This is a genomic window from Marinobacter iranensis (assembly GCF_029207565.1).
Taxonomy (GTDB): Bacteria; Pseudomonadota; Gammaproteobacteria; order Pseudomonadales; family Oleiphilaceae; genus Marinobacter; species Marinobacter iranensis.
The window spans coordinates 132,628-152,366 of sequence record NZ_JANCMW010000005.1 but is presented as its reverse complement, the minus strand read 5'-3'; the positions used below and the strand labels follow the sequence as shown (position 1 = coordinate 152,366).

The window sequence follows — 19,739 nt, the reverse complement described above, 5'->3', positions numbered from 1 at the left end:
CCGCACAGGCCAAACCGGCGCGGGCTTGCGAATATCAGGGGTCAGGCGCTGGCAAGAATAGTGCTGTGAGACACCGCTTTCTGTTCGCCCTGGGCACCGTAAAGCTTCTGGTGCCCGGCTACGCCTCGGAAGATATCCGTGAGCCGGGAAAGACGTTTCTGAAGGTGGCTGACAACCCTGCTATTGGTATGGTTCAGTTCCTGGCAGGCTTTCAGGCGCTTGTCGGCGTCTTCCCACAGGGCATGTACGTCCGCCAGGCCGGCGCTGCGGATAAAACGGGACGGTGCCCCGCTCTCCGGGCGGAAGCCCATGTTTACCAAAAGGCGGATTTTAAGCTTGGCTCGCTCGCGGATTTGTTCCAGCAGCGTGTTCTTCTCGCCGGTCAGCGCTTCAAGTTTGCGGATGTCGGAGGTGGAGAGGCAGTCTTTTTCCTGATAGAGAATATCCGCCAGTGTTTCCAGCTGGCGGATATCCTGGGAAAGAAGGTCTTTCAATTCATCGATTGTGGCCATGATTTACTCACCCGAAAATGCTTTCATCCATCTCAAGCATTTTCTGGGCCAGTTTCTCAGCGTCAATCTTGTAGGAGCCGTCTTCCAGGGCAGAGCGGATCTGTTCGATGCGGTCATCGTCCATTTCCGGATAATTGCCGAGTTTCTGCTCAAGCTGCTTCAGGTCTTTTGCCTGGCTGCTCAAATTGACATTTTCGCCACGGGCACCCTGAGCCTGGGTCTTCGCCTGTTCTGCAGCGGAGGGCTGGGTGTTCTGAGCCCCGGAAGACTTGTCGGCCGTGGTTTTCTGGGTGTTGACCTGGCCTGGGCCTATTCCATTAAAGTCAACTGACATAACGTTACCTGCTTAGCTGATCAGCCGCATTGGGCGGCTCCACGAATTTCATACCTGTCTATCGGCATGGCTTTACGTTTCTTTAGCAAATTTTTACAAAAATGGAATTACATTCCTGTCATTCTTCTCCCGGTAACCGGCAAACGCTTGCCGCCAGCGGCCAGCCGATGCCGGAGCCGCGCTTCACATGGGAATTTCCACATGGCCGGGCCCGGTCACACGGGCGCGTACGGTCCTGGACGATGACAGGTTCTCCACCAGGACCTGCTCTCCAATGCCGGCACTGGCTAATGCCTTGCCTCTGGAATTGACCGAGAAGTTGCCACTGTGAGCGCTGATAATAACATGATCGCCCCGTTCTATGGCGGCCGGGGCCAGCACCAGATCGGCAGTAAAGACGGTTCCGGCGTTCACGCCCCGTCGCATTTCCATCCCGATCAGTTGGTCTTTGCTGGTGATTGCGCCACGACGGATTGAATTCACGATGACGGAATCGGTCTGAATGGCACCCTCTGTCAGCCGTTCACCGCGGCCCAGCGTACGGGCTGCCACCATGGCGTCACCGGTAATGGTAACTGAAACGGGTAGAAACATACGCCAGGGACGGCCACCTTCGCAGGCTACCAGCAGTGAAGGCTGGGTGGTTGTCCAGGGATCGCCGCTGAAGGACACGCTGAGAGGGTTTTTACAGGGCGCCAGTGAAAGGCGGGCGTCGAGCCGGCCTGTGTCATAGGTGACGGAAAAGCCTTCTTTGGCCTGTTCCTGCGCAAACGTCTCCAGAAAGCGTTCGGCGCCACTGTGTATTTGTTCCGCCGTGGTCCCGGTTGCCAGGGCGGCGCCTGCAAACGTAGACATTAGCAGTGTGATGATGAAAATGGTGATGCGCATACGCCGCAGTTTGTCCTATGCTGTCAATAACCGGGCAAGGTCCCGTTATTCGGGAATGTGCTAATGATTCCCGGAACCGGCCGTTAAGCCTACCCAGGGAGTCAATAAACCGGCACATTTTCGGTGCCGCACGACTTTGAACAATGACGCAGCAAGATGCGTGCCGGCAGTGAGTTGTTTCGAGCGGGAGAAAGACGATGGCAGGGGTATTGGACAGTGTAAATCAGCGCACGCAGCTGGTGGGACAGAATCGCCTGGAGCTTCTGTTGTTCCGCCTTCGTGGCAAACAGATATACGGCATCAACGTGTTCAAGGTCAAGGAAGTGCTTCAGTGCCCGAAACTGTCGTCGTTACCGAATAGCCGTCCGATGGTGCGGGGTGTCGCCCATATTCGCGGTGAGACCATTCCCATCATCGACCTGGGTATGTCTATCCGCCTTCCTGGTATCCCCAAGGAAGAGATGGCCACAAGCTTCGTGATCATTACCGAATACAACCGCAGGACCCAGGGATTCCTGGTGGCCGGTGTTGACCGTATTGTGAATATGAACTGGGAAAACATACTTCCTCCGCCCAAAGGCGCCGGGAAAGACGTCTACCTGACAGCGGTCACGCACATTGACGACAAGCTGGTCGAGATCATTGACGTTGAAAAGATACTCGCAGAGGTGTCGCCGTTCGAGGAAGATATCACCGATGAAGTCCGCACCCGTAGTGCCGAAAGGGTACCGGGGCATCTGCCGGTGCTGGTTGTGGATGATTCCGCCGTTGCACGACGCCAGATCGAGCGGTGTCTTACCGCGATTGGAATGGAAGTTGTCAGTAAAAACGACGGCAAACAGGCCTACGACTATCTCCAGGAGATCATTTCCAACGGCTCCCGCGTGACAGACCATCTCTCACTGATCATATCCGATGTCGAAATGCCGGAAATGGACGGGTACACTCTGGTCACCAAGTGTAAAAATGAGCCTGCAATCAAGGACGTATTTATCATGTTGCACACGTCACTGAGTGGTGTGTTTAACAAGGCAATGGTACAGAAAGTAGGTGCAGACGACTTCATGGCCAAATTCAGCCCGGATGAACTGGCGGAAAGGGTCATGGAAATTGTCGATCGCGAGCAGTGATGCGGCTGTTGCTCTTCCGACTCACTCGATAATGAGATCCAATGAAATCTGAAATAACGCCACAGGAATACGAGGCCTTCAAGACGTTCCTGCAGGATGCGTGTGGCATTTTGCTTGGGGATAACAAGCAGTACCTGGTGAAGAGCCGGTTGCGGCGGATCATGGAGGAAAACAAGCTGAGCACCCTGGGTGACCTGCTTGAGCGCGTGAAGCGAACCGGCCGCAGCAGCCTGAAGGAAGTCGTGATCGATGCGATGACGACGAATGAAACCCTGTGGTTCCGGGACAACCATCCGTTCCGAATCCTGCAGGAGAAACTGCTGCCGGAATTTGGCGACAAAAAATCGGCGCAGTCGCTGCGTATCTGGTCCGCTGCCAGCTCAACGGGGCAGGAACCTTATTCGGTGGCCATGATCATTGAAGAGTTCCGTCGTCAGCGTCCCGGAAAACTCCGGGATGTGAAGATCACTGCCACCGATATCTCGAAAAGTGTGCTGGAGGTGGCCAGGCGCGGCGAATATGAGATGATTGCCATTGGCCGTGGCCTGTCGCCCGAGCGGCAGAAGCAGTTTTTCACCCCCGCCATGAACGGCAGCTGGCAGATCCGGCCACAGATCAAGAGCATGGTGGAGTTCCGTGAGCTGAACCTGCTCGAACGCTACATGCTTGGAAAGTTTGATATCGTGCTGTGCCGAAACGTGCTGATCTATTTTTCGGCAGAGTTGAAGAAGGACATCCTGACCCGTATCCACGCCACCCTCAATCCCGGTGGCTATCTGATACTGGGAGCATCGGAATCGCTGAACGGCCTGCCTCACCTCTATGAGATGGTGCAGTGCCATCCCGGGATTATTTACAGGAAAAAGTAGGCCCGCCATGCCGCTCAATGTATGGATACTGGTTGCAGCCCAGGCGCTTGCCATGTGTACAGCGCCTTTCATCGTTTTTATTGGAAGTATTCACGGCCGCCTGCTGGCGCCATCGCCTGAACTGGCCACCCTGCCAGTCGGGCTGGTGGTTGTGGGTACTGTGCTGGCCATCAAGCCTGCGACCTGGCTGATGGAGCGCCTCGGAAGAAAGCCGGTTATGTTGCTGGGTACGCTGGCCGGCACCCTCGCTGGCACGCTTGGTGCGTTGTCCGCGTGGACCGCCAGTTTCCCGTTACTGTGTATGGCAGCCGTGGTGGGTGGAACCGGGCTGGCAGTGGTGCATCAGTACCGCTTTGCCGCCATGGAATCAGTATCTCCCGACATGGCTGGCTCTGCCGCCGCCAGGGTTCTCCTGGGTGGGCTGGTGGCTGCCTGGCTGGGGCCGGAAATTGCCTTGGTTGGCGGAGGCGGGCAGGCCGAATACCCGTTTATGGCTGGATGGCTTGCACTGGGCGGGGTGCAGGTGTTTGCCATGGTAGTGCTGGTGTTCGGGTATCGTGCCAGCGGCGAACGGGTACGAGAGGCTGTCACGGGCGGTGGTCGCCCGCTGGGCGTTATCCTCCGGCAGCCGGTCATCTGGGCAGCGATCAGTGCTGCGGCCGTTGGTTATGCGATCATGAGTTTTATTATGACGGCAACGCCCCTGAGCATGACGGAAGTAGCCAGCCATCCGCTTGAGGATGCCAAATGGGTTATCCAGATTCATATCATGGCGATGTACCTGCCGTCGCTGATCAGCGGTTGGCTGATTCGCGTTGTGGGCATCCCGCGGATGATGGGGTTGGGGCTGTTGGCGTATCTAGGATGTGTGGCCCTGGCCTTCAGTGGTATCAGCTTCCACCATTACCTGTCCGCATTGATCCTGCTGGGTATCGGCTGGAACTTCCTGTTTGTGGGTGGCACCACATTACTGCCACAAGGTTACCGCGATGAAGAGCGCTTCCGGGTGCAGGGGTTGAACGACCTGATGGTGTTCGGATCACAGGCTACCGCTGCGTTAAGTGCCGGAGCAGTGCTGGCTGCGTTTGACTGGACTGGCTTGTTACTGGTTGCGGTGCCGTTCCTGGTTCTGCACGGCCTATTGATGACGATCTGGCTGATGCGCCGCCCAGCGGCCTCCGGGGTGGCCGGCTAGTTCGTTAGGTGAGGTACCGGCTCTCACGGGAGGGCCGGTACCTTGAGTAACCGGTTAAACCAGGTTGTAGACGAAGACCACCGCCACGGCAATCGGAGTGAAGTAGCGCAGGACGCGGTACCAGACGGAGAACACGGTCGGTGACATGGACAGCTCACTTTCCAGTGCCTGGCGCGACATATACCAGCCGACAAACACTGCGACCAGCAGCCCGCCCAATGGCAGCAGGATATTGGCAGTCAGGAAGTCCAGCAGGTCAAAGATGGTTTTGCCTTCGAACATCGCAAACATGCCCAGGGGCGCGAAGTCGGACCACAGGTTCAGGGACAGAATAGACGCAATACCCAAGAGCCAGCAGACAATACCAGCGCCAAGGGTGCTTACCTTCCGATTCATCCCTTTCTGCTCTTCAAGCCACTCCACCAGCGGCTCCAGCAGGGAAATACCGGATGTCCAGGCTGCAAAGATCAGCAACAGGAAGAATAGCGTGCCGAAAAGGCTGCCCATGGGCATCTGCCCGAAAGCCAGTGGCAGGGTCTGGAAGATCAGCCCGGGGCCCGCACCCGGCTCCAGGCCGTTGGCGAAGACAATCGGGAAGATCGCGAGCCCGGCCAGCAATGCCACCGCGGTATCCATCACTGATACGGTGATGGACGTCTTGGCAATGGATATATCTTTCGGAAGATAGGAGCCGTAGGCCATCATGACACCCATGCCCAGGCTGAGAGTGAAGAAGGCATGGCCCAGGGCGACCAGCACACCGGAAGTCGTGAGCTTGGAGAAGTCGGGCTGGAACAGAAACGCCACTGCCTGACCAAAATGGCCGGTGGTCATGGCATAACCCACCACAACCAGCAGCAACACAAACAGCGCTGGCATCAATATGCTGACGGCGCGTTCAAGCCCGGAACGAACGCCACGGGCAACCACAACCATCACCAGTGCCATGAACAGGGTGTGCCACATCAGCAGTGTCAGGGGATCGCTCAACAGGCCGGAGAAAATGGCCCCGATGGACTCGGCAGTCTGGCCGGTTAACTGTCCGGTGGCGGCGGTACCGACATAGGAAATGGCCCAACCCCCGATCACCGAATAGAAAGACAGGATCAGGAACCCTGCCAATACACCAATCACCGCCAGCCAGCGCCACGCCGGTTTAAGGCCTTCGTGGCTGGTAATCGCCCGCATGCTGTTAACGGGGCTGAGGCCACCTCGGCGGCCTATCAGGACTTCCGCCATCATGATGGGCAGCCCCACCGCTGCAATGCACAGCAGGTAAACCAACACAAAGGCGCCACCGCCGTTCTCACCGGTGATGTATGGGAATTTCCAGATGTTACCCAGGCCGACTGCTGAGCCGGTGGCCGCCAGTATGAATGCCAGGCGTGAGGACCATAACCCGCGCTTGGCTCTCACCGGGTCCATGGCACCGCTCGCGGCGGAAGAAGAAGCATTGCTCATTGTATTCTCCTGATTACTGTTTTTGTTTTCGGGGGAGTGAGTGAAGGCTGCGAGTTCGCCGCCTTCAACGGGATTTGCGCCGGAATCGCTCTTCCGCCAGTCGATCGGCAATCTGTCCGGTAGGCAGACCGTCCCGGTCTGAACGCTGGAATATTTCCTCCAGCGTGTGGCCGATGGTGTTCACGTGCTGGCGCACCGCCTCCGGATCCGGGCCGGTGCGTTCGTAATAGACGTCGATGATACCGCCGGCGTTGATCACGAAATCCGGCGCATAGAGCACACTGCGTTTCCAAAGCACTTCGTCGTGTGCGGGGCTGGCAAGCTGGTTGTTGGCGGCGCCGGCAACAATGGTGGCTTGCAGTTTGTTGATAGAGTGATCATTCAGAACCGCGCCCATGGCGCAGGGCGCAACCACATCGACGGGCAGGTAAAGGATTTCGTCGGCGGTGGCTGGTGTGGCCCCTAACTCCGCCACGGCACGGTCCATCTGGTCCTGGTGGATGTCGTAGACCCAGAGCTTGGCGCCAGCCTCCTTGAGGTGCCGCGCCAGCCGGTAGCCCACATTGCCGATCCCCTGAACCGCTACGGTGAGCCCTTCCAGATCGCTGCGCCCAAGCTTGTGTTTTACCGCTGCCTGAAGCCCCACGAACGTGCCCCAGGCAGTAGCGGGCGATGGGTCGCCATTGCTGGGCTTGCCATCAAAGCCGGGCCGGTCGCTGATACCGGCGACATTGGACGTTTGCCGACCCATGACTTTCAGATCAGCAACGCTGGTGCCGGAGTCCTCCGCTGCGATATAGAGGCCACCGAGCTGTTCCAGGAACCGCCCCATGGATTCCAGCAGGGCTTCGGTTTTGTGTTGGCGTGGGTCGCCAATAATCACGGATTTACCGCCACCAAGGTTCAGGTTGGCCAGGGCGGACTTGTAGGTCATGCCCCGTGACAGGCGCAGTACATCGTTGAGTGCGTCCTCATCGCTGGCATAGGGGAACATGCGGCACCCGCCGAGGGCAGGGCCACGGGATGTGTTGTGAACGGCAATGATGGCGCGCAGCCCTGTTTCAGGGTCGCAACAGAAAGTCAGGTGTTCGTGGTGGTCGAATTCAGGATGTGTAAATACAGTCATGATCTGGTTCCTTTGGACGGTTTTTGCATAAGGGTTCACCCTGGCTGCGGGTGCCTGCCTGGCTTGCGGGCAACGCCGAAACTGAGTCGTTAGCGGGTGACGGGCGCGCTCAGATACCGGCTGGACGCTGCGGCAATCGCGCTGAGCTTAAAGGTCGTCGTTGGTCCGGTCGTTGATCAGATTGGAACGATCGTGAGGCAAAAGCGGTCTGCGAAAGGAAGGATGTTAGGGGAAGTTGCGGAACACGGGCGCATGGGCCCAAGATCGGGGACTGAATTACCGGTGACATACTGAAATCCTCTTCCACCAGGCCGGATCACGGCTTTCGTGGTCATTTTGTTGTTGTGCCCCGGCGGGTAGGCCGGCTGGCATGATTTCATGCGTCGGCGCCCTTTTGGGGCGCGACGGGAAAAAAGACTAGATAGCTTTTACATCGTCGTCAATGGCTGAAGATCACACAAATGACAGCGATTTTTAAAAATCCTTCAGGAACAGTAAACTAGGCACATCTTACGTAAACGTAAATTTAGTAAATTTAGTAAATTTAAGAGAAACCGCCGATCAAAGGGAATTGATTACTTGATCAGCTTCTGAATCTCCCGGAAATGGGGGTGCTCACAGTGCTGCATCCATTCGAATGCAACCATTTCCACGGTTACGATGGTGGCTCCGGCTTGCTGCAAGCGCTCCAGGGCGGCATCCCGGTCGTTGTCATGGCGAGAGCCGGTTGCATTCTCCACCACCCAGACACCGAAGCCAGCCGCAAGGAGAGACAGGGCGGTTTGCAGCATGCAGACGTGGGCCTCGCAACCGCCGATGATGACCTGTTTCCGGTCGGTGGGGATGGCATTCACCAGGCCGCCACCGCAGGCGTCAAAATGAATCTTCGTCACCGTCTGGTCGGCGAGCCCCGCTATTTCCTCATCGTTGCGCCCCAGCTTTTCGGGGATCTGCTCCGTGGCGATAACAGGAACCTTCAGGAGTCTGGCAATACGGGCGAGCCTCACGCTTTCGGCCAGCACCAGGTTGCCGTGGCTGATCACGGGCATCAGTTTCTTTTGAAGGTCTATCAGCACCAGGGTTGATTGATCGGCATTCATCAGCATAACGGTCTCCTCGCGACAGTGGCCGGTTATTGGATTTACTCCAAGTATTGCATAAACCCTCCAGGCGTTGCTGCCACAGCCCGGTTACCAGGTGTCAATCATCGGTCGATGGTCGCCACGGCGGGAATCCGGATCGATGGCGTTCAGCCCCCGGATCAGCCAGTCCCGGGTTTCAGCGGGATCAATCACCGCATCGATTTCCAGAAAGCTCGCCATACTGACCCCTTTGCCGCGCTCGTAGAGTTGTCCCACCAGTTTGTCGAACAGGGCCTGGCGATCATCCTGGTTTTCGACAGCGGCCAGTTCCCTGGCAAAGCCCAGACGAACGGCACCCTCAAGCCCCATCGCCCCGAACTCGCTGCTGGGCCATCCGATGGTGAACATGGGCGCATGGAAGCTGCCGGCGGCCATGGCCTGGGCGCCAAGACCATACCCCTTGCGTAACACCACCGTGAAAAAGGGTACCTTCATGCTGGCGGCGGTGACGAACATGCGGGAAACGTGGCGTACGGTGGCCTGCTTTTCCGCATCCGGCCCGACCATAAAGCCCGGCGTGTCGCACAGGGAAAGCAGTGGCAGGCCGTGGGCGTCGCACAGTTGCATGAAGCGGGCCGCCTTGTCTGCTGCCACGGCATCAATGGCACCGCCCAGATGCATGGAGTTATTGGCAATCAGCCCGAAGGCCTTCCCCCCGATGCGGATCAGGGCCGTAACCATCCCCGGGGCAAAATGTTTGCGCAGCTCAATCACCGATCGCCGGTCGGCTAGGGTTTCGATTACGGTGCGGATGTCATAGGCCCGTAAGCGATTCTCCGGAACGAGGTGCCGCAGTTCCCGCTGGTCGGCTATTTCACCGGCAGGAAGGTCGCCCTGGAAGCAGGCCAGGTATTGTTTGGCGATGCGAGTGGCTTCCGCTTCGTCCCGGGCGACAATATCAACCACACCATTACGGCTCTGGGTGGAGATCGGTCCAACTTCCTCGGGCATATACCGGCCCAGCCCGCCACCTTCGATCATCGCCGGGCCCGCCATGCCGATGGTGGCGTTCTCGGTAGCGATGATCACGTCGCAACAGCCCAGCAGGGCAGCATTGCCTGCAAAGCAGCGGCCAGAGGCAATGCCAATCAACGGCACGGTGCCGCTGAGCCGTGCCATGCGCATAAAGGTGGTGCAATCCAGCCCTGCCACGCCAACCCAGTCCACATCGCCGGGCCGGCCACCGCCGCCTTCGGTGAAAAAGACCAGGGGAAGGCGCTGCTTCTCCGCCAGTTCCAGCATGCGGTCGGTCTTCTTGTGATTCATTACGCCCTGGGTACCGGCAAACACGGTGTAGTCGTAGCTCATGGCCATGCAGCGGGCTAGCTCCGGCCCAAACAGCTCGCCGTTGACGGTACCGATACCGGCGACCAGCCCATCTGCCGGGCTGAGTGCCTGAAGTTCCTCCGGACTACGGCGGGTACGCTGGGCGGCGAGGGTCAGGGCACCATATTCCATGAAGCTGCCATCATCCAGTAGGTCTGCCAGGTTCTCACGGGCGGTTCTCTGGCCGGTTTTACGGCGCTTTGCTACGGCATCGGGACGGTGTTCATCGGCCAACTGATCGTGGAGCGACAGCACCTGTTGCAGGTCGGCGCGGATATGCCCGAGGTCAACGGATTCTTCCGTGGAGATCTCAGCAGCTTCCACCTCCACGGGTTCGATAAACATCAATGGGTGGTCCTCGTACACGGAGTCGCCCGCACTTGCAGCCAGAGCCACTATGCGCCCGCTTTGGCCGGCTTTGATCACGAACTCCATCTTCATGGCCTCCAGTACCGCGACCGGTTGACCTTCGACAACGGCCTGGCCGGGTTCCACGTCGATGCGGACCACTATGCCCTGGGCCGGGGAGGTTATCGGATCTGCCCCTTCCGGGCCGGAAAAAACGGCCTTGTCGGTAGACTCTGTTGGGCTTTCATGACTGAAATAGAGGTTTGGATGGGGCTTAGCCGGATCAGGCACCAACTCCGCTGCATGGGTGTCGATAAAACGGGTGGATAGGTCGTTTGACAGAACCTGGCTGTGCAGAAGCAGGTTCTGAAGGAACCCGATATTGCTGGGGACGCCCTCGAGGCGGAATTCACACAGGGTGCGATAGGCGCGGCGGAGCAGGGCGGGATAGTCGCCCTCGGAATGGACAATCAGTTTTGCCAGCAGGGAGTCATAGGCAGCGCTTGTGGTGTAACCGGCGTAGCCGTACCCATCAACACGAACTCCTGGGCCGGTAGGTGGTTCATAGGCCACTATTTTCCCGCCAGCGGGCCTGGTGCTGCCGTCCCGCTCCATGGTTTCCAGATTGATCCGAAGCTGAATCGCCTGGCCCTTTTGCTTCGGTGGGTTGTCCAGCCCAAGTTCTGCCAGGGTCATACCGGCTGCGACACGAATCTGAAGCTGCACCAGATCCAGCCCGGTGATGGCTTCCGTGACGGTATGTTCCACCTGGATGCGGGGGTTGGCCTCCAGGAACACATAATGGCCGGATTCGGTATTCACCAGGAACTCTATGGTGCACAGGCCGCGGTAGCCGACTGTGCGGGTGAGCATTTCCGCGTCGCCCAGCAACTGGTCACGCAATTCGGCTGTCAGGCCGGGCGCTGGTGCCATTTCGACCACCTTCTGGTGCCGGCGCTGCAGCGTACAGTCCCGTTCCCAGAGATGGGTGGCTTTGGTGCCGTCACCAATCACCTGGACCTCAATATGACGCACCCCTGGAAGCAACTGCTCGATATACAGGTCCCCATTCCCAAATGCCGCAGCGGCTTCTGACTGGCTGCGGTGGAAAGCGGGTTCCAGTTCTGCCAGTGAATGGACCGGCCGCATGCCCCGTCCACCGCCGCCGGAAACGGCCTTTAGCATGACAGCGCCTTGTTCGCCCAGGGCTTCCATGAAGGACCGGGCTGACTCCAGGCTGGTTGGCTCATTGGTACCATGAATCAGCGGTACCCCGTGCTTCCTGGCCAGCTGCCGGGCGCTGGCCTTGTCACCAAAGACATCCAGCGCCGCCGGCGAGGGGCCTATGAAGAACAACCCCGCCGCTTCGCACTGGCGTGCAAATTCCGGGCTCTCACTCAGGAATCCGTAACCCGGGTGAATGGCATCGCAGCGGTATTCCGTTGCGATGTCAATGAGTTGCTCTCCATCCAGGTAGGCCGCAGGCCCCGATGTGTTCAGCGCTACCGCAGCATCGGCCTTTCGTACATGAAGCGACTGGCTGTCGTCCCTTGCGTATACTGCCACTGTCGGTATGTCCAGCTCAGCGGCAGCGCGCGCAATACGAACAGCAATTTCACCACGATTGGCAATCAGCAGGCGTTGGAACGGCATGGGTCAGGGTTTCCTCTTCGGGAGCGTTGTCCTTGTCTGGTGTTGCAGTATTAATCTTAGCAGCCAACGCCACAGCCTGGATCGCCGCCGCCGAGAGAGTCTTTGGCAAACGATTCAAAAATTGGAGTTGCCAAAGCGGGATAAAACCATTAGAGTTTGCGCCCTCAAATGAGCGACGACATTGCTGATTTGGAACAGTTTATTGAAAAGTTTTTGGAGAGGTGGCCGAGTGGCTGAAGGCGCACGCCTGGAAAGTGTGTAAACGTTAATAGCGTTTCGAGGGTTCGAATCCCTCCCTCTCCGCCAATACAAAACCCCAGCAGAATTGCTGGGGTTTTTTATTGGCCGATTGGTAGGGTAGAAAGAACCCTCGCGGGTTCGACCGAAGCCTGCAAAGCAGGCTGAGGAACGTCGGAGCAACGCGACGACGGCCCCGAAGGGGTGAGGGCCGAAGGCCCGAATAATCCCTCTCCGCAGCCTGGGTATAAGGCTTCCGGCTTGGCCCTGGATGAGCATTTCAATACCATTCTTCAGTGTAAAGCCCATTCATAAGAGATGAATTGTGAGGTAGGCCCAATGACTGTGACAATCCAGACTCTGACCGGCCCCGACATCGGCCCCCACATTGACGATCTCGCCCATCTTCGGATCGAAGTATTCCGCAGTTTCCCCTACCTCTACGACGGCGATATGGCGTATGAGCGGAAATACATCGATACCTATTCACGCTCACCACGCAGCCAGTTTGTGTTGGCGCGGGATGGCGACCGGGTGGTTGGGGCCGCAACCGGTATCCCCATGGCGGACGAAACAGAAGCGTTCAAGCAACCCTTCATCAACCACAGCTATGATCCGCAGGCCATTTTTTACTTCGGCGAATCCGTGCTATTGCCGGAATACCGGGGGCAGGGTATCGGTGTTGCGTTTTTCGAGCATCGGGAAGGTTATGCGAGAGAGCTGGGTGGCTTTTCCCACTGCTGTTTCTGTGCCGTCGAGCGGCCATCCGATCACCCGCTTCGGCCTGCGAGCTACCAGCCACTGGATGAGTTCTGGAAAAAGCGGGGCTACCAGAAGGTGCCGGCACTGAATACCGAATATCGCTGGAAAGACGTTGGCGAGGATGTCGAGACAGCCAAGCCGATGACCTTCTGGATGAAAGCGCTGTAGGCTTTTTTCCAATCAGGCAATTCCGGCGGTACGCAGTACGAACACGCCGGCGGTGACCGTCACGCTTGCCATCAGGGTTGTCAGAGCCACGATATTCGCCGCCAGGCGGTCGTTGCCACCCAATGCCTTGACCATGACAAAACTGGCCGCCGCGGTCGGGCTGGCGAAGAACAGGAACATCAGCCCGAGTTCCCGTCCCTCGAATCCCGCCAACCAGGCCACCAGTGTGCAAAATACAGGTAGGGTCACCATCTTCATGACGCTGGCGCTGATGGCCAGTTTGCGATCGTTACGCATGGCGCTCAAAGACAGGGTGCCACCGATACACATCAGTGCCAGGGGCAGGGTTAGAGACGCGAAATAGTCGCCACTGGTCATCAGCCAGGTGGGCAATTCCAGGCCGGACCACGCGAACGGCACGGCGACCACCACCGCCAGGATCAGGGGATTGCGAACGATATCCCCGAGGATTCGGTTCCAACTGGCGGCTTGCCCCGGCTGGTAAGTGGTCAACACAATCACCGAAAGAGCGTTGTAGGAAATGATGACCACGCCCAACAGGAGGCCACCGGCGGACAAACCATAATCCCCGTACAGGCTGGCTGCCAGGGCCAGGCCGACAATACCGCAGTTGCCCCGGAAAGCACCCTGGACGTAAACACCTCGATCAATTACTGGAACGGCGCGCAAGGCCCATAGCCAGCAAAGCAGGAAGCTGGCCACAGTGGCGACGATAAAGAACCCCAGCAATGAGGGATTGAGGGTGGTGTCCAGGTCCGCCCGCACGATGCTGAGGAACACCAGGGTTGGTAGGGTGGCACGGAATACCAGTGCCGACGCGGTATTGATGAAGGCGGTGTCTATCCAGCCCAGGCGCCTGAGGCCAAGGCCGATAAACACCATGGCGAATACCGGCAGGGTGGTTTCAAGGGTGTGAAAAAATGTTCCGAGTAGCGTCATTCAGTCGGTCGTTACCGAACTCCAAACTCGGTGAACTCACCAGTTGCTGAGCCCTCGGTTGCGTTGATCGTGTCGACGACCGCTGCGGGTGGGCCATCCCGGCACCATTGCCTGAGGGAAACCAATGACGCCGGCGAACCCTCTGCTACCACTTTCACGCGGCCATCCGGCAGGTTTTCGGCATAGCCGGTGAGGCCAAGGCTCGTTGCTTTCTCGGCTGCGGCGGCACGGTAATAGACACCCTGAACCTTGCCGCTGACCAGCATTGTCAGTCTCTGGTGACTCATTGCCTGCTCCCTCCCTGTATCCAATGGTTGTTCAGAGTTTACGCCATACCAGCAAACGGTTGTTGGCAGGCATTGCGTAGTCGTTTTCAAGCCCGAACCTTACCCGCTCAGCCAGTGCCAACAGGTCATCCAGGTCGCGGATGCCCATGTGCTGGGCCTTACCGCGCAAATAATGATCAAACTGGCGATTGCTGTCGCTGGTATAGGCTCCACTGTAACTAAATGGGCCATAGAGGCAAAACAGGCCGCCGGTGGCGAGTCGGTTGCCAAGGCCGGCAAACATGGCCTCCACCTCCTCCCAGGCCATGATGTGGGCAGTATTCGCGGAGTAGGCACCATCAATATGATCCACCGGCCAGCTTGCCGAAGAAACGTCCAGCTCAACCGGTGGAAGGATGTTTGGAAGGGCGGCCTCCTCGATCCAACCCAGGCATAGCTGGCTGGCGGCCGGCCGGTCACTGGGTTGCCAGGTGAGGTAGGGCATCGCGGCCGCGAAATGCACCGCATGCTGGCCTGTGCCCGTACCGATTTCCAGTATCGTTCCCGGAGCGGTGAATGCATCCCTGATGCATTCCAGGATCGGCTGCTTATTGTTCTCGCAGGCCTGGGAGAAGGGTTTTTCGGAGACCATGGTTCACGCCTGTATCGGGTTCGGTTGGGCAAGGGCCTATAATAGCCTGCCATAAAAACGTCATGAAAGAGGCATAACCTCCACAGCATCAATCCACCGGTGGAGATACCATGCTCAGAACTGTCCGCAGCCGCATCCTGTTTTTTTCCTTCCTCTCTGTATTCGCGCTCGCTGCGCTTGCGGCCCTGTCCTGGAGCATCATTACCCGCGCAGAGGCAGCATCAGAGGAGTTGGTCCGCGATAACCTGACGGAGTCCTGGTTGCTGGAGGACCTGGAACAGGACCATCGCAGGCTGCAGGACCTTGCCTATAAGATCAAGGCACAATTGGTGCTCTGGGACGAGATCGACCAGGAGTTCTCCGTGCTGTCGGAACAGCTGCCAGCCCACTGGCGTTCGATTGAGGACAATGCCGGCCTTAATGAGTGGGCAGGGCAGAACCAGGCGCTGTTCCAGGGGGTAATGGCACTGGTGGAGTCCATGCGGCCAGGGATACAGGAAAGGAGCTATTATCGAGTTGGGCAGGTCGTGGATTTCGAACTGTTTCCCGCACTGGAGCCAATGTTGGCCGCCATTGATGACCGAAAGGAGGCGAGCCGCGAGGCGATCAATCTGCGCAGCCAGGACCTTCTGGCGTTCCTCGATACCCAGCAGGTCTGGCTAGTGGCCGGGTCCGCTGTTTTCCTGTTGTCCGTGGTATTGATGACTCTCTGGCTCCGGCGTTCGGTGATTGGCCGGCTCCAGGCTTTGGAACATGTGCTCCGGGAAATGGATGAAACCTCCGACCTTACCAGGCGCCCCAGCATCACCGGGGAAGACGAGGTGGCTGGCGTGACCCGTGCATTTATTGGGTTGGTGGGCCGTTTCGAACAGTTCATCGGGGAGGTTCGCTCCGCCGCGCACAGCATCAATGATCGATCCACCTCGCTGGATTCACAGGCGGAGGACGTACAGGCCTCCACCGATACCACCCGCCGCCAAATTCACGATGTCAGCCACTCCATGGCGGCCATTGCCAGCCAGGCATCAGCTATCGAGACTGCGGCGGAGAATTCGGCGACCACGGTTCGTGAGGCTGTCGCTGCCAATGCGGGGGTCCAGGATGGACTCAAAAACAGTGAACAGGCCGCCGAGCACACGGTGGAGGTCATTGGCCGGGTGTCGAGCTCAATCCAGGCGTTGAGCGAGTCGTCGGGCAATATCGAGAGCGTCATCGGTGTGATCGCTGACATTGCCGAGCAAACCAACCTGCTGGCATTGAATGCCGCCATCGAGGCAGCTCGGGCCGGTGAGCATGGCCGTGGTTTCGCAGTGGTGGCGGACGAGGTTCGAACGCTGTCGCGGCGCACCTCCGACTCAACGAAAGAAATCCGACAGTGGGTGACGGACCTTGTTTCAGGCGTTTCAGGGGTAGAGGGGCTGCTGGATGAAATGCGCAACGCCGGCGGCAGCAACCGCGAAAACCTTGAAGCGCTGAAAGACCACCTGCAGCGACTGGGTAGCCAATTCACCGAACTGGAAAGCCGGAGTTCCGAAATCAGCGATGCGGTCGCGGTTCAAAGAGACGAAATTGGTCGGGTGGAACGCCGATCTCGGGCCCTTGATGACAGTTCAGGCTCGCTGATCACCAGCGTCGACAACACCCGCCAGATCAGCGAATACCTGCGTCAGGAATCAGTGACCATGCGCCAGCTGATCTCGCGGTTCAGGGCAGCCTGAACGCCATAACCCGGACTTTGAGTGGAAAAGCACAGGTATCGGCCTTCTACAATCGTATTAAACCCATTACCATTGAGGGTTTGATGCGGAGCAGATAATGACCGACGACGCGGGCCAGGAGCCCCAGCCCGATCCCCGGGAAGAGAAATTTGTGGTGGACGCGGAGCTGCTCTCGGAAGACCAGCTTGACGGGCTTGTTGATGAGTACTGCACTCGCTACCACGGCCTCAATGACACCGAGAATCCCATGGCGGAGCGGGAGCGTGTCAAGTCCGCCGTTCGGCGAGGGGATCTGGTGGTCTGGTTCGATCCGGTCGAGAATACCGCAAGCCTGGGTACCCCGGGCAGAATGACGTAATAACGGGGACAGGTTCCCGGTAATGATGGATTCACCTACCGCCGGGCACCCTTAACCGGTACAATTCCTGAATTCCCATAAGAAGCCGCGTGCGAGGTGAGTTTTGATCAGGGTATTGGTTGTAGACGACCATGAACTGGTCAGGTCCGGTATTACCCGGATGCTGGCGGACAACCCCGATATTGAAGTCATCGGTGAGGCCTCCTCAGGCGAGGACGCCATTGATTTCGTGCGTAAGGACAGCCCCGACATCGTGTTGATGGATATCCGCATGCCGGGTATTGGCGGGCTGGAAGCCACGCGCCGTATCCTGCGTATTGATGATGCCATCAGGGTCATCGTTGTAACCGCCTGTGCAGACGATCCCTATCCTACGCGAGTGATGCAGGCTGGCGCCTCGGCGTATATCACCAAGGGTGCTGACATCAAGGAAATGGTGCGGGCTATTCGCATGGCTAACTCCGGCCAACGATACATCAGCCCCGAAATCGCCCAGAAAATGGCTCTCAAACAGCTTGGCGGCGGCGACGCAAGGGATGAAGACGGTGAGTTGTCGCTATTCGACAGACTCTCCGAGCGGGAAATGCAGATTGCGATGATGGTGGTGGACTGCCAGAAAGTGCAGGACATATCCGACAAGCTCTGCCTTAGCCCCAAAACCGTAAACAGTTACCGCTATCGGATTTTCGAGAAACTGGAAATCTCCAGTGACGTTGAGTTGGCGCTGATGGCGGTCAGGCTCGGATTGCTTGATGCCGACAAGGTCTGACTCCCCGGCGGACACTGCCGAGGCAGGAAACAACAGGAAGTTCGACACCAAAAGCTTCCTGCAGCAGCTGACTGAGCGGCCCGGCGTCTACCGGATGTACGATGCCACGGGCAACGTACTGTACGTCGGTAAGGCACGCAACCTCAAGAAACGGGTTACCAGCTACTTCCGCAAGACCGGCCTGGCCCCGAAAACCGAGGCGCTGGTTTCCCGGATAGAGTCGATCGAGGTCACCATCACCGGCAGCGAAACCGAAGCGTTGCTGCTTGAGCAGAACCTGATCAAATCCCTGCGGCCCCCCTACAATATCCTGCTGCGGGATGATAAATCCTATCCCTATATCTACCTGTCTTCCCACGACGATTACCCGTCCCTGACGTTTCGCCGTGGGCGAACCAAAAAGGGCGGGGGGATCTGGTACGGGCCGTTTCCGAGCTCCGGCGCGGTCAAGGAAAGTCTTAATGTTCTACAGAAGATATTCCGTATAAGAAATTGTAGCGAAAGCTATTTCAGGAATCGGACTCGCCCGTGTCTGCAATACCAGATCAATCGGTGTACGGCCCCATGTGTCGGGTTTATTTCCCCCGAGGATTACCGTGAGGACGTGCGCCACGCCACCATGTTTCTGGAGGGGAAGAACCCCGCCATCCTGCAGGACCTGATGGCGGCCATGGAAAAGGCGTCGAAAAACCTGGAGTTCGAGAAAGCGGCCGCCTACCGGGACCAGATCAACCATCTTCGCCACGTGCAGGAACAGCAGAGCGTGGACGGCGAGGGCGGCGATGCGGATGTTGTGGCCATTGCCCAGGATGCCGGTGTGGTCTGTATCGTGGTTATCGTCGTCCGCGGGGGACGGGTGCTGGGCACCAAGGATTACTTCCCGCGCTATAGCATCGAGCAGTCGGAAGGCGAGTTGTTGAGTGCATTTCTGGGGCAATACTATTTTGGTGGCAGTACACGCCGGGAAATTCCGCCCGATGTGCTGGTGCCAGTGGATGTCGATGAGCAGGAGCTGTTGTCGCAGGCGCTGACGGAGTCTGCCGGGCGGGACACCCGGGTGCGCAAAAATGTGCGCGGAGAGCGCAGACGCTGGCTGGAACTGGCCATGACCAACGCCCGGCAGACGCTGTTGACTCACCTGGCCAGCAAGGAGACCGTCTATCGTCGCCTCCTGGCATTGCGGGACTTGCTGGAACTGCCGGAAACCCCATCCCGCATGGAATGTTTCGACATCAGCCACAGCCACGGTGAAAACACGGTCGCATCCTGCGTGGTTTTCGACGAGAATGGGCCGCTGAAAAGCGACTACCGCCTTTACAACATCGAGGGCGTTACCGGTGGGGATGACTACGGCGCCATGCGCCAGGTGCTGACCCGGCGCTATAAGCGTATGGTCGCGGGTGAGGGCAAGCGCCCGGACCTGGTGTTCATCGACGGTGGTAAGGGCCAGTTGAACATTGCCCGGGAAGTGTTTGATGAGCTTGGTGTTTTGGATATTCCGTTGATTGGCGTCGCCAAGGGTGTAACGCGGCGCGCGGGCATGGAACAGTTGATCGATGCCATGACAGGTGGCCTGTACCGGGTACCCGCGGACTCCCCGGCCCTACACCTGATCCAGCATATCCGTGACGAATCGCACCGGTTTGCCATCACCGGCCATCGCGCCAGGCGAGACAAGAAGCGGCGGCAGTCTACCCTCGAAGGCATCGAGGGGGTCGGGCCCAAGCGTCGCCGGGACCTGATCCGTTACTTCGGCGGTATCCAGGAGCTTCGCAAGGCCAGTATTAACGAAATGTCCAAGGTTCAGGGAATCAGCAGGAACCTGGCGGAAACCATCTACGCAGTACTGCATGACGAGTAGGGAC

18 protein-coding genes and 1 tRNA gene are annotated in these 19,739 nt (G+C 58.3%); 9 read left to right on the top strand and 10 right to left on the bottom strand.

Annotation, left to right across the window (positions count from 1 at the left end; all coding sequences use genetic code 11):
* Nucleotides 1-41 precede the first annotated feature (41 nt).
* The 3 genes from NLU14_RS10185 to flgA all read right to left on the bottom strand — a co-directional run bounded on the left by NLU14_RS10185 (nucleotide 42) and on the right by flgA (nucleotide 1,734).
* Nucleotides 42-512: a flagella synthesis protein FlgN gene (locus NLU14_RS10185; protein ID WP_275706127.1), complete on the bottom strand. Its 471-nt coding sequence runs from the start codon at nucleotides 510-512 to the stop codon at nucleotides 42-44.
* Between the two features lie 7 nt (nucleotides 513-519).
* On the bottom strand, nucleotides 520-846 hold the full coding sequence (gene flgM / locus NLU14_RS10180) for a flagellar biosynthesis anti-sigma factor FlgM (RefSeq protein ID WP_275706126.1): 327 nt from the start codon (nucleotides 844-846) through the stop codon (nucleotides 520-522).
* 183 nt (nucleotides 847-1,029) lie between these two features.
* Nucleotides 1,030-1,734, bottom strand: coding sequence for a flagellar basal body P-ring formation chaperone FlgA (flgA, locus tag NLU14_RS10175; RefSeq protein WP_275706125.1), 705 nt, complete (start codon nucleotides 1,732-1,734; stop codon nucleotides 1,030-1,032).
* Between the two features lie 197 nt (nucleotides 1,735-1,931).
* Here flgA and NLU14_RS10170 point away from each other — a divergent pair, with 197 nt between their 5' ends.
* The 3 genes from NLU14_RS10170 to NLU14_RS10160 are packed head-to-tail and all read left to right on the top strand — an operon-like array spanning nucleotide 1,932 to nucleotide 4,928.
* Entirely contained in the window at nucleotides 1,932-2,864 is a 933-nt protein-coding gene (locus NLU14_RS10170; protein WP_275706124.1) for a chemotaxis protein CheV, read from the top strand.
* Nucleotides 2,865-2,905: 41 nt separating this feature from the next.
* Nucleotides 2,906-3,733 carry a CheR family methyltransferase gene (locus NLU14_RS10165; protein WP_275706123.1) on the top strand — a complete coding sequence of 276 codons (828 nt, stop codon included), beginning with the start codon at nucleotides 2,906-2,908 and terminating at the stop codon, nucleotides 3,731-3,733.
* Between the two features lie 7 nt (nucleotides 3,734-3,740).
* Nucleotides 3,741-4,928, top strand: coding sequence for an MFS transporter (locus tag NLU14_RS10160; RefSeq protein ID WP_275706122.1), 1,188 nt, complete (start codon nucleotides 3,741-3,743; stop codon nucleotides 4,926-4,928).
* 54 nt (nucleotides 4,929-4,982) lie between these two features.
* On the opposite strand, the gene NLU14_RS10155 is transcribed toward NLU14_RS10160, so the two are convergent.
* The 4 genes from NLU14_RS10155 to NLU14_RS10140 form a co-directional block, all read right to left on the bottom strand.
* On the bottom strand, nucleotides 4,983-6,389 hold the full coding sequence (locus NLU14_RS10155) for a sodium-dependent transporter (protein WP_275706121.1): 1,407 nt from the start codon (nucleotides 6,387-6,389) through the stop codon (nucleotides 4,983-4,985).
* A 64-nt stretch (nucleotides 6,390-6,453) separates the two neighbouring features.
* Complete coding sequence (locus tag NLU14_RS10150) at nucleotides 6,454-7,515, bottom strand: Glu/Leu/Phe/Val family dehydrogenase (RefSeq protein WP_275706120.1); 1,062 nt, start codon at nucleotides 7,513-7,515, stop codon at nucleotides 6,454-6,456.
* Nucleotides 7,516-8,090: 575 nt separating this feature from the next.
* Nucleotides 8,091-8,621, bottom strand: coding sequence for an isochorismatase family protein (locus NLU14_RS10145; RefSeq protein WP_275706119.1), 531 nt, complete (start codon nucleotides 8,619-8,621; stop codon nucleotides 8,091-8,093).
* A gap of 84 nt (nucleotides 8,622-8,705) precedes the next feature.
* Entirely contained in the window at nucleotides 8,706-11,984 is a 3,279-nt protein-coding gene (locus NLU14_RS10140) for a carboxyl transferase domain-containing protein (protein ID WP_275706118.1), read from the bottom strand.
* Nucleotides 11,985-12,199: 215 nt separating this feature from the next.
* Here NLU14_RS10140 and NLU14_RS10135 point away from each other — a divergent pair.
* A tRNA-Ser gene (locus NLU14_RS10135) sits at nucleotides 12,200-12,290 on the top strand.
* A gap of 270 nt (nucleotides 12,291-12,560) precedes the next feature.
* On the top strand, nucleotides 12,561-13,151 hold the full coding sequence (locus tag NLU14_RS10130; protein WP_420845055.1) for a GNAT family N-acetyltransferase: 591 nt from the start codon (nucleotides 12,561-12,563) through the stop codon (nucleotides 13,149-13,151).
* A 12-nt stretch (nucleotides 13,152-13,163) separates the two neighbouring features.
* Here NLU14_RS10130 and NLU14_RS10125 read toward each other — a convergent pair whose 3' ends face one another.
* Genes NLU14_RS10125 through NLU14_RS10115 form a run of 3 tightly spaced genes read right to left on the bottom strand, consistent with a single transcriptional unit; the run spans nucleotide 13,164 to nucleotide 15,029 of the window.
* Nucleotides 13,164-14,111, bottom strand: coding sequence for an AEC family transporter (locus NLU14_RS10125; RefSeq protein ID WP_275706117.1), 948 nt, complete (start codon nucleotides 14,109-14,111; stop codon nucleotides 13,164-13,166).
* An 11-nt stretch (nucleotides 14,112-14,122) separates the two neighbouring features.
* Nucleotides 14,123-14,398, bottom strand: a complete 276-nt coding sequence (locus tag NLU14_RS10120) for an acylphosphatase (RefSeq protein ID WP_275706116.1) — start codon at nucleotides 14,396-14,398, stop codon at nucleotides 14,123-14,125.
* Between the two features lie 31 nt (nucleotides 14,399-14,429).
* Nucleotides 14,430-15,029, bottom strand: a complete 600-nt coding sequence (locus NLU14_RS10115) for a DUF938 domain-containing protein (protein WP_275706115.1) — start codon at nucleotides 15,027-15,029, stop codon at nucleotides 14,430-14,432.
* A gap of 110 nt (nucleotides 15,030-15,139) precedes the next feature.
* On the opposite strand from NLU14_RS10115, the gene NLU14_RS10110 reads away from it, so the two are divergent.
* From NLU14_RS10110 to uvrC, 4 genes are all read left to right on the top strand, one after another.
* Nucleotides 15,140-16,747 (top strand): methyl-accepting chemotaxis protein, encoded by a 1,608-nt coding sequence (locus NLU14_RS10110; protein ID WP_275706114.1) that lies wholly within the window; start codon nucleotides 15,140-15,142, stop codon nucleotides 16,745-16,747.
* A gap of 97 nt (nucleotides 16,748-16,844) precedes the next feature.
* Nucleotides 16,845-17,105, top strand: a complete 261-nt coding sequence (locus NLU14_RS10105) for a YheU family protein (protein WP_275706113.1) — start codon at nucleotides 16,845-16,847, stop codon at nucleotides 17,103-17,105.
* A 103-nt stretch (nucleotides 17,106-17,208) separates the two neighbouring features.
* Entirely contained in the window at nucleotides 17,209-17,874 is a 666-nt protein-coding gene (gene uvrY, locus NLU14_RS10100; RefSeq protein ID WP_275706112.1) for a UvrY/SirA/GacA family response regulator transcription factor, read from the top strand.
* Nucleotides 17,858-19,735: an excinuclease ABC subunit UvrC gene (uvrC, locus tag NLU14_RS10095; RefSeq protein ID WP_275706111.1), complete on the top strand. Its 1,878-nt coding sequence runs from the start codon at nucleotides 17,858-17,860 to the stop codon at nucleotides 19,733-19,735. Before uvrY ends, uvrC begins: the two co-directional genes overlap by 17 nt.
* The last annotated feature ends 4 nt before the right edge of the window (nucleotides 19,736-19,739 follow it).

Bases quoted from the DNA above. Each gene is read 5' to 3' on its own strand.
- NLU14_RS10185 (WP_275706127.1), bottom strand. From the start codon at position 512: ATGGCCACAATCGATGAATTGAAAGACCTTCTTTCCCAGGATATCCGC.
- flgM (WP_275706126.1), bottom strand. From the start codon at position 846: ATGTCAGTTGACTTTAATGGAATAGGCCCAGGCCAGGTCAACACCCAG.
- flgA (WP_275706125.1), bottom strand. From the start codon at position 1,734: ATGCGCATCACCATTTTCATCATCACACTGCTAATGTCTACGTTTGCA.
- NLU14_RS10170 (WP_275706124.1), top strand. From the start codon at position 1,932: ATGGCAGGGGTATTGGACAGTGTAAATCAGCGCACGCAGCTGGTGGGA.
- NLU14_RS10165 (WP_275706123.1), top strand. From the start codon at position 2,906: ATGAAATCTGAAATAACGCCACAGGAATACGAGGCCTTCAAGACGTTC.
- NLU14_RS10160 (WP_275706122.1), top strand. From the start codon at position 3,741: ATGCCGCTCAATGTATGGATACTGGTTGCAGCCCAGGCGCTTGCCATG.
- NLU14_RS10155 (WP_275706121.1), bottom strand. From the start codon at position 6,389: ATGAGCAATGCTTCTTCTTCCGCCGCGAGCGGTGCCATGGACCCGGTG.
- NLU14_RS10150 (WP_275706120.1), bottom strand. From the start codon at position 7,515: ATGACTGTATTTACACATCCTGAATTCGACCACCACGAACACCTGACT.
- NLU14_RS10145 (WP_275706119.1), bottom strand. From the start codon at position 8,621: ATGCTGATGAATGCCGATCAATCAACCCTGGTGCTGATAGACCTTCAA.
- NLU14_RS10140 (WP_275706118.1), bottom strand. From the start codon at position 11,984: ATGCCGTTCCAACGCCTGCTGATTGCCAATCGTGGTGAAATTGCTGTT.
- NLU14_RS10130 (WP_420845055.1), top strand. From the start codon at position 12,561: ATGACTGTGACAATCCAGACTCTGACCGGCCCCGACATCGGCCCCCAC.
- NLU14_RS10125 (WP_275706117.1), bottom strand. From the start codon at position 14,111: ATGACGCTACTCGGAACATTTTTTCACACCCTTGAAACCACCCTGCCG.
- NLU14_RS10120 (WP_275706116.1), bottom strand. From the start codon at position 14,398: ATGAGTCACCAGAGACTGACAATGCTGGTCAGCGGCAAGGTTCAGGGT.
- NLU14_RS10115 (WP_275706115.1), bottom strand. From the start codon at position 15,029: ATGGTCTCCGAAAAACCCTTCTCCCAGGCCTGCGAGAACAATAAGCAG.
- NLU14_RS10110 (WP_275706114.1), top strand. From the start codon at position 15,140: ATGCTCAGAACTGTCCGCAGCCGCATCCTGTTTTTTTCCTTCCTCTCT.
- NLU14_RS10105 (WP_275706113.1), top strand. From the start codon at position 16,845: ATGACCGACGACGCGGGCCAGGAGCCCCAGCCCGATCCCCGGGAAGAG.
- uvrC (WP_275706111.1), top strand. From the start codon at position 17,858: ATGCCGACAAGGTCTGACTCCCCGGCGGACACTGCCGAGGCAGGAAAC.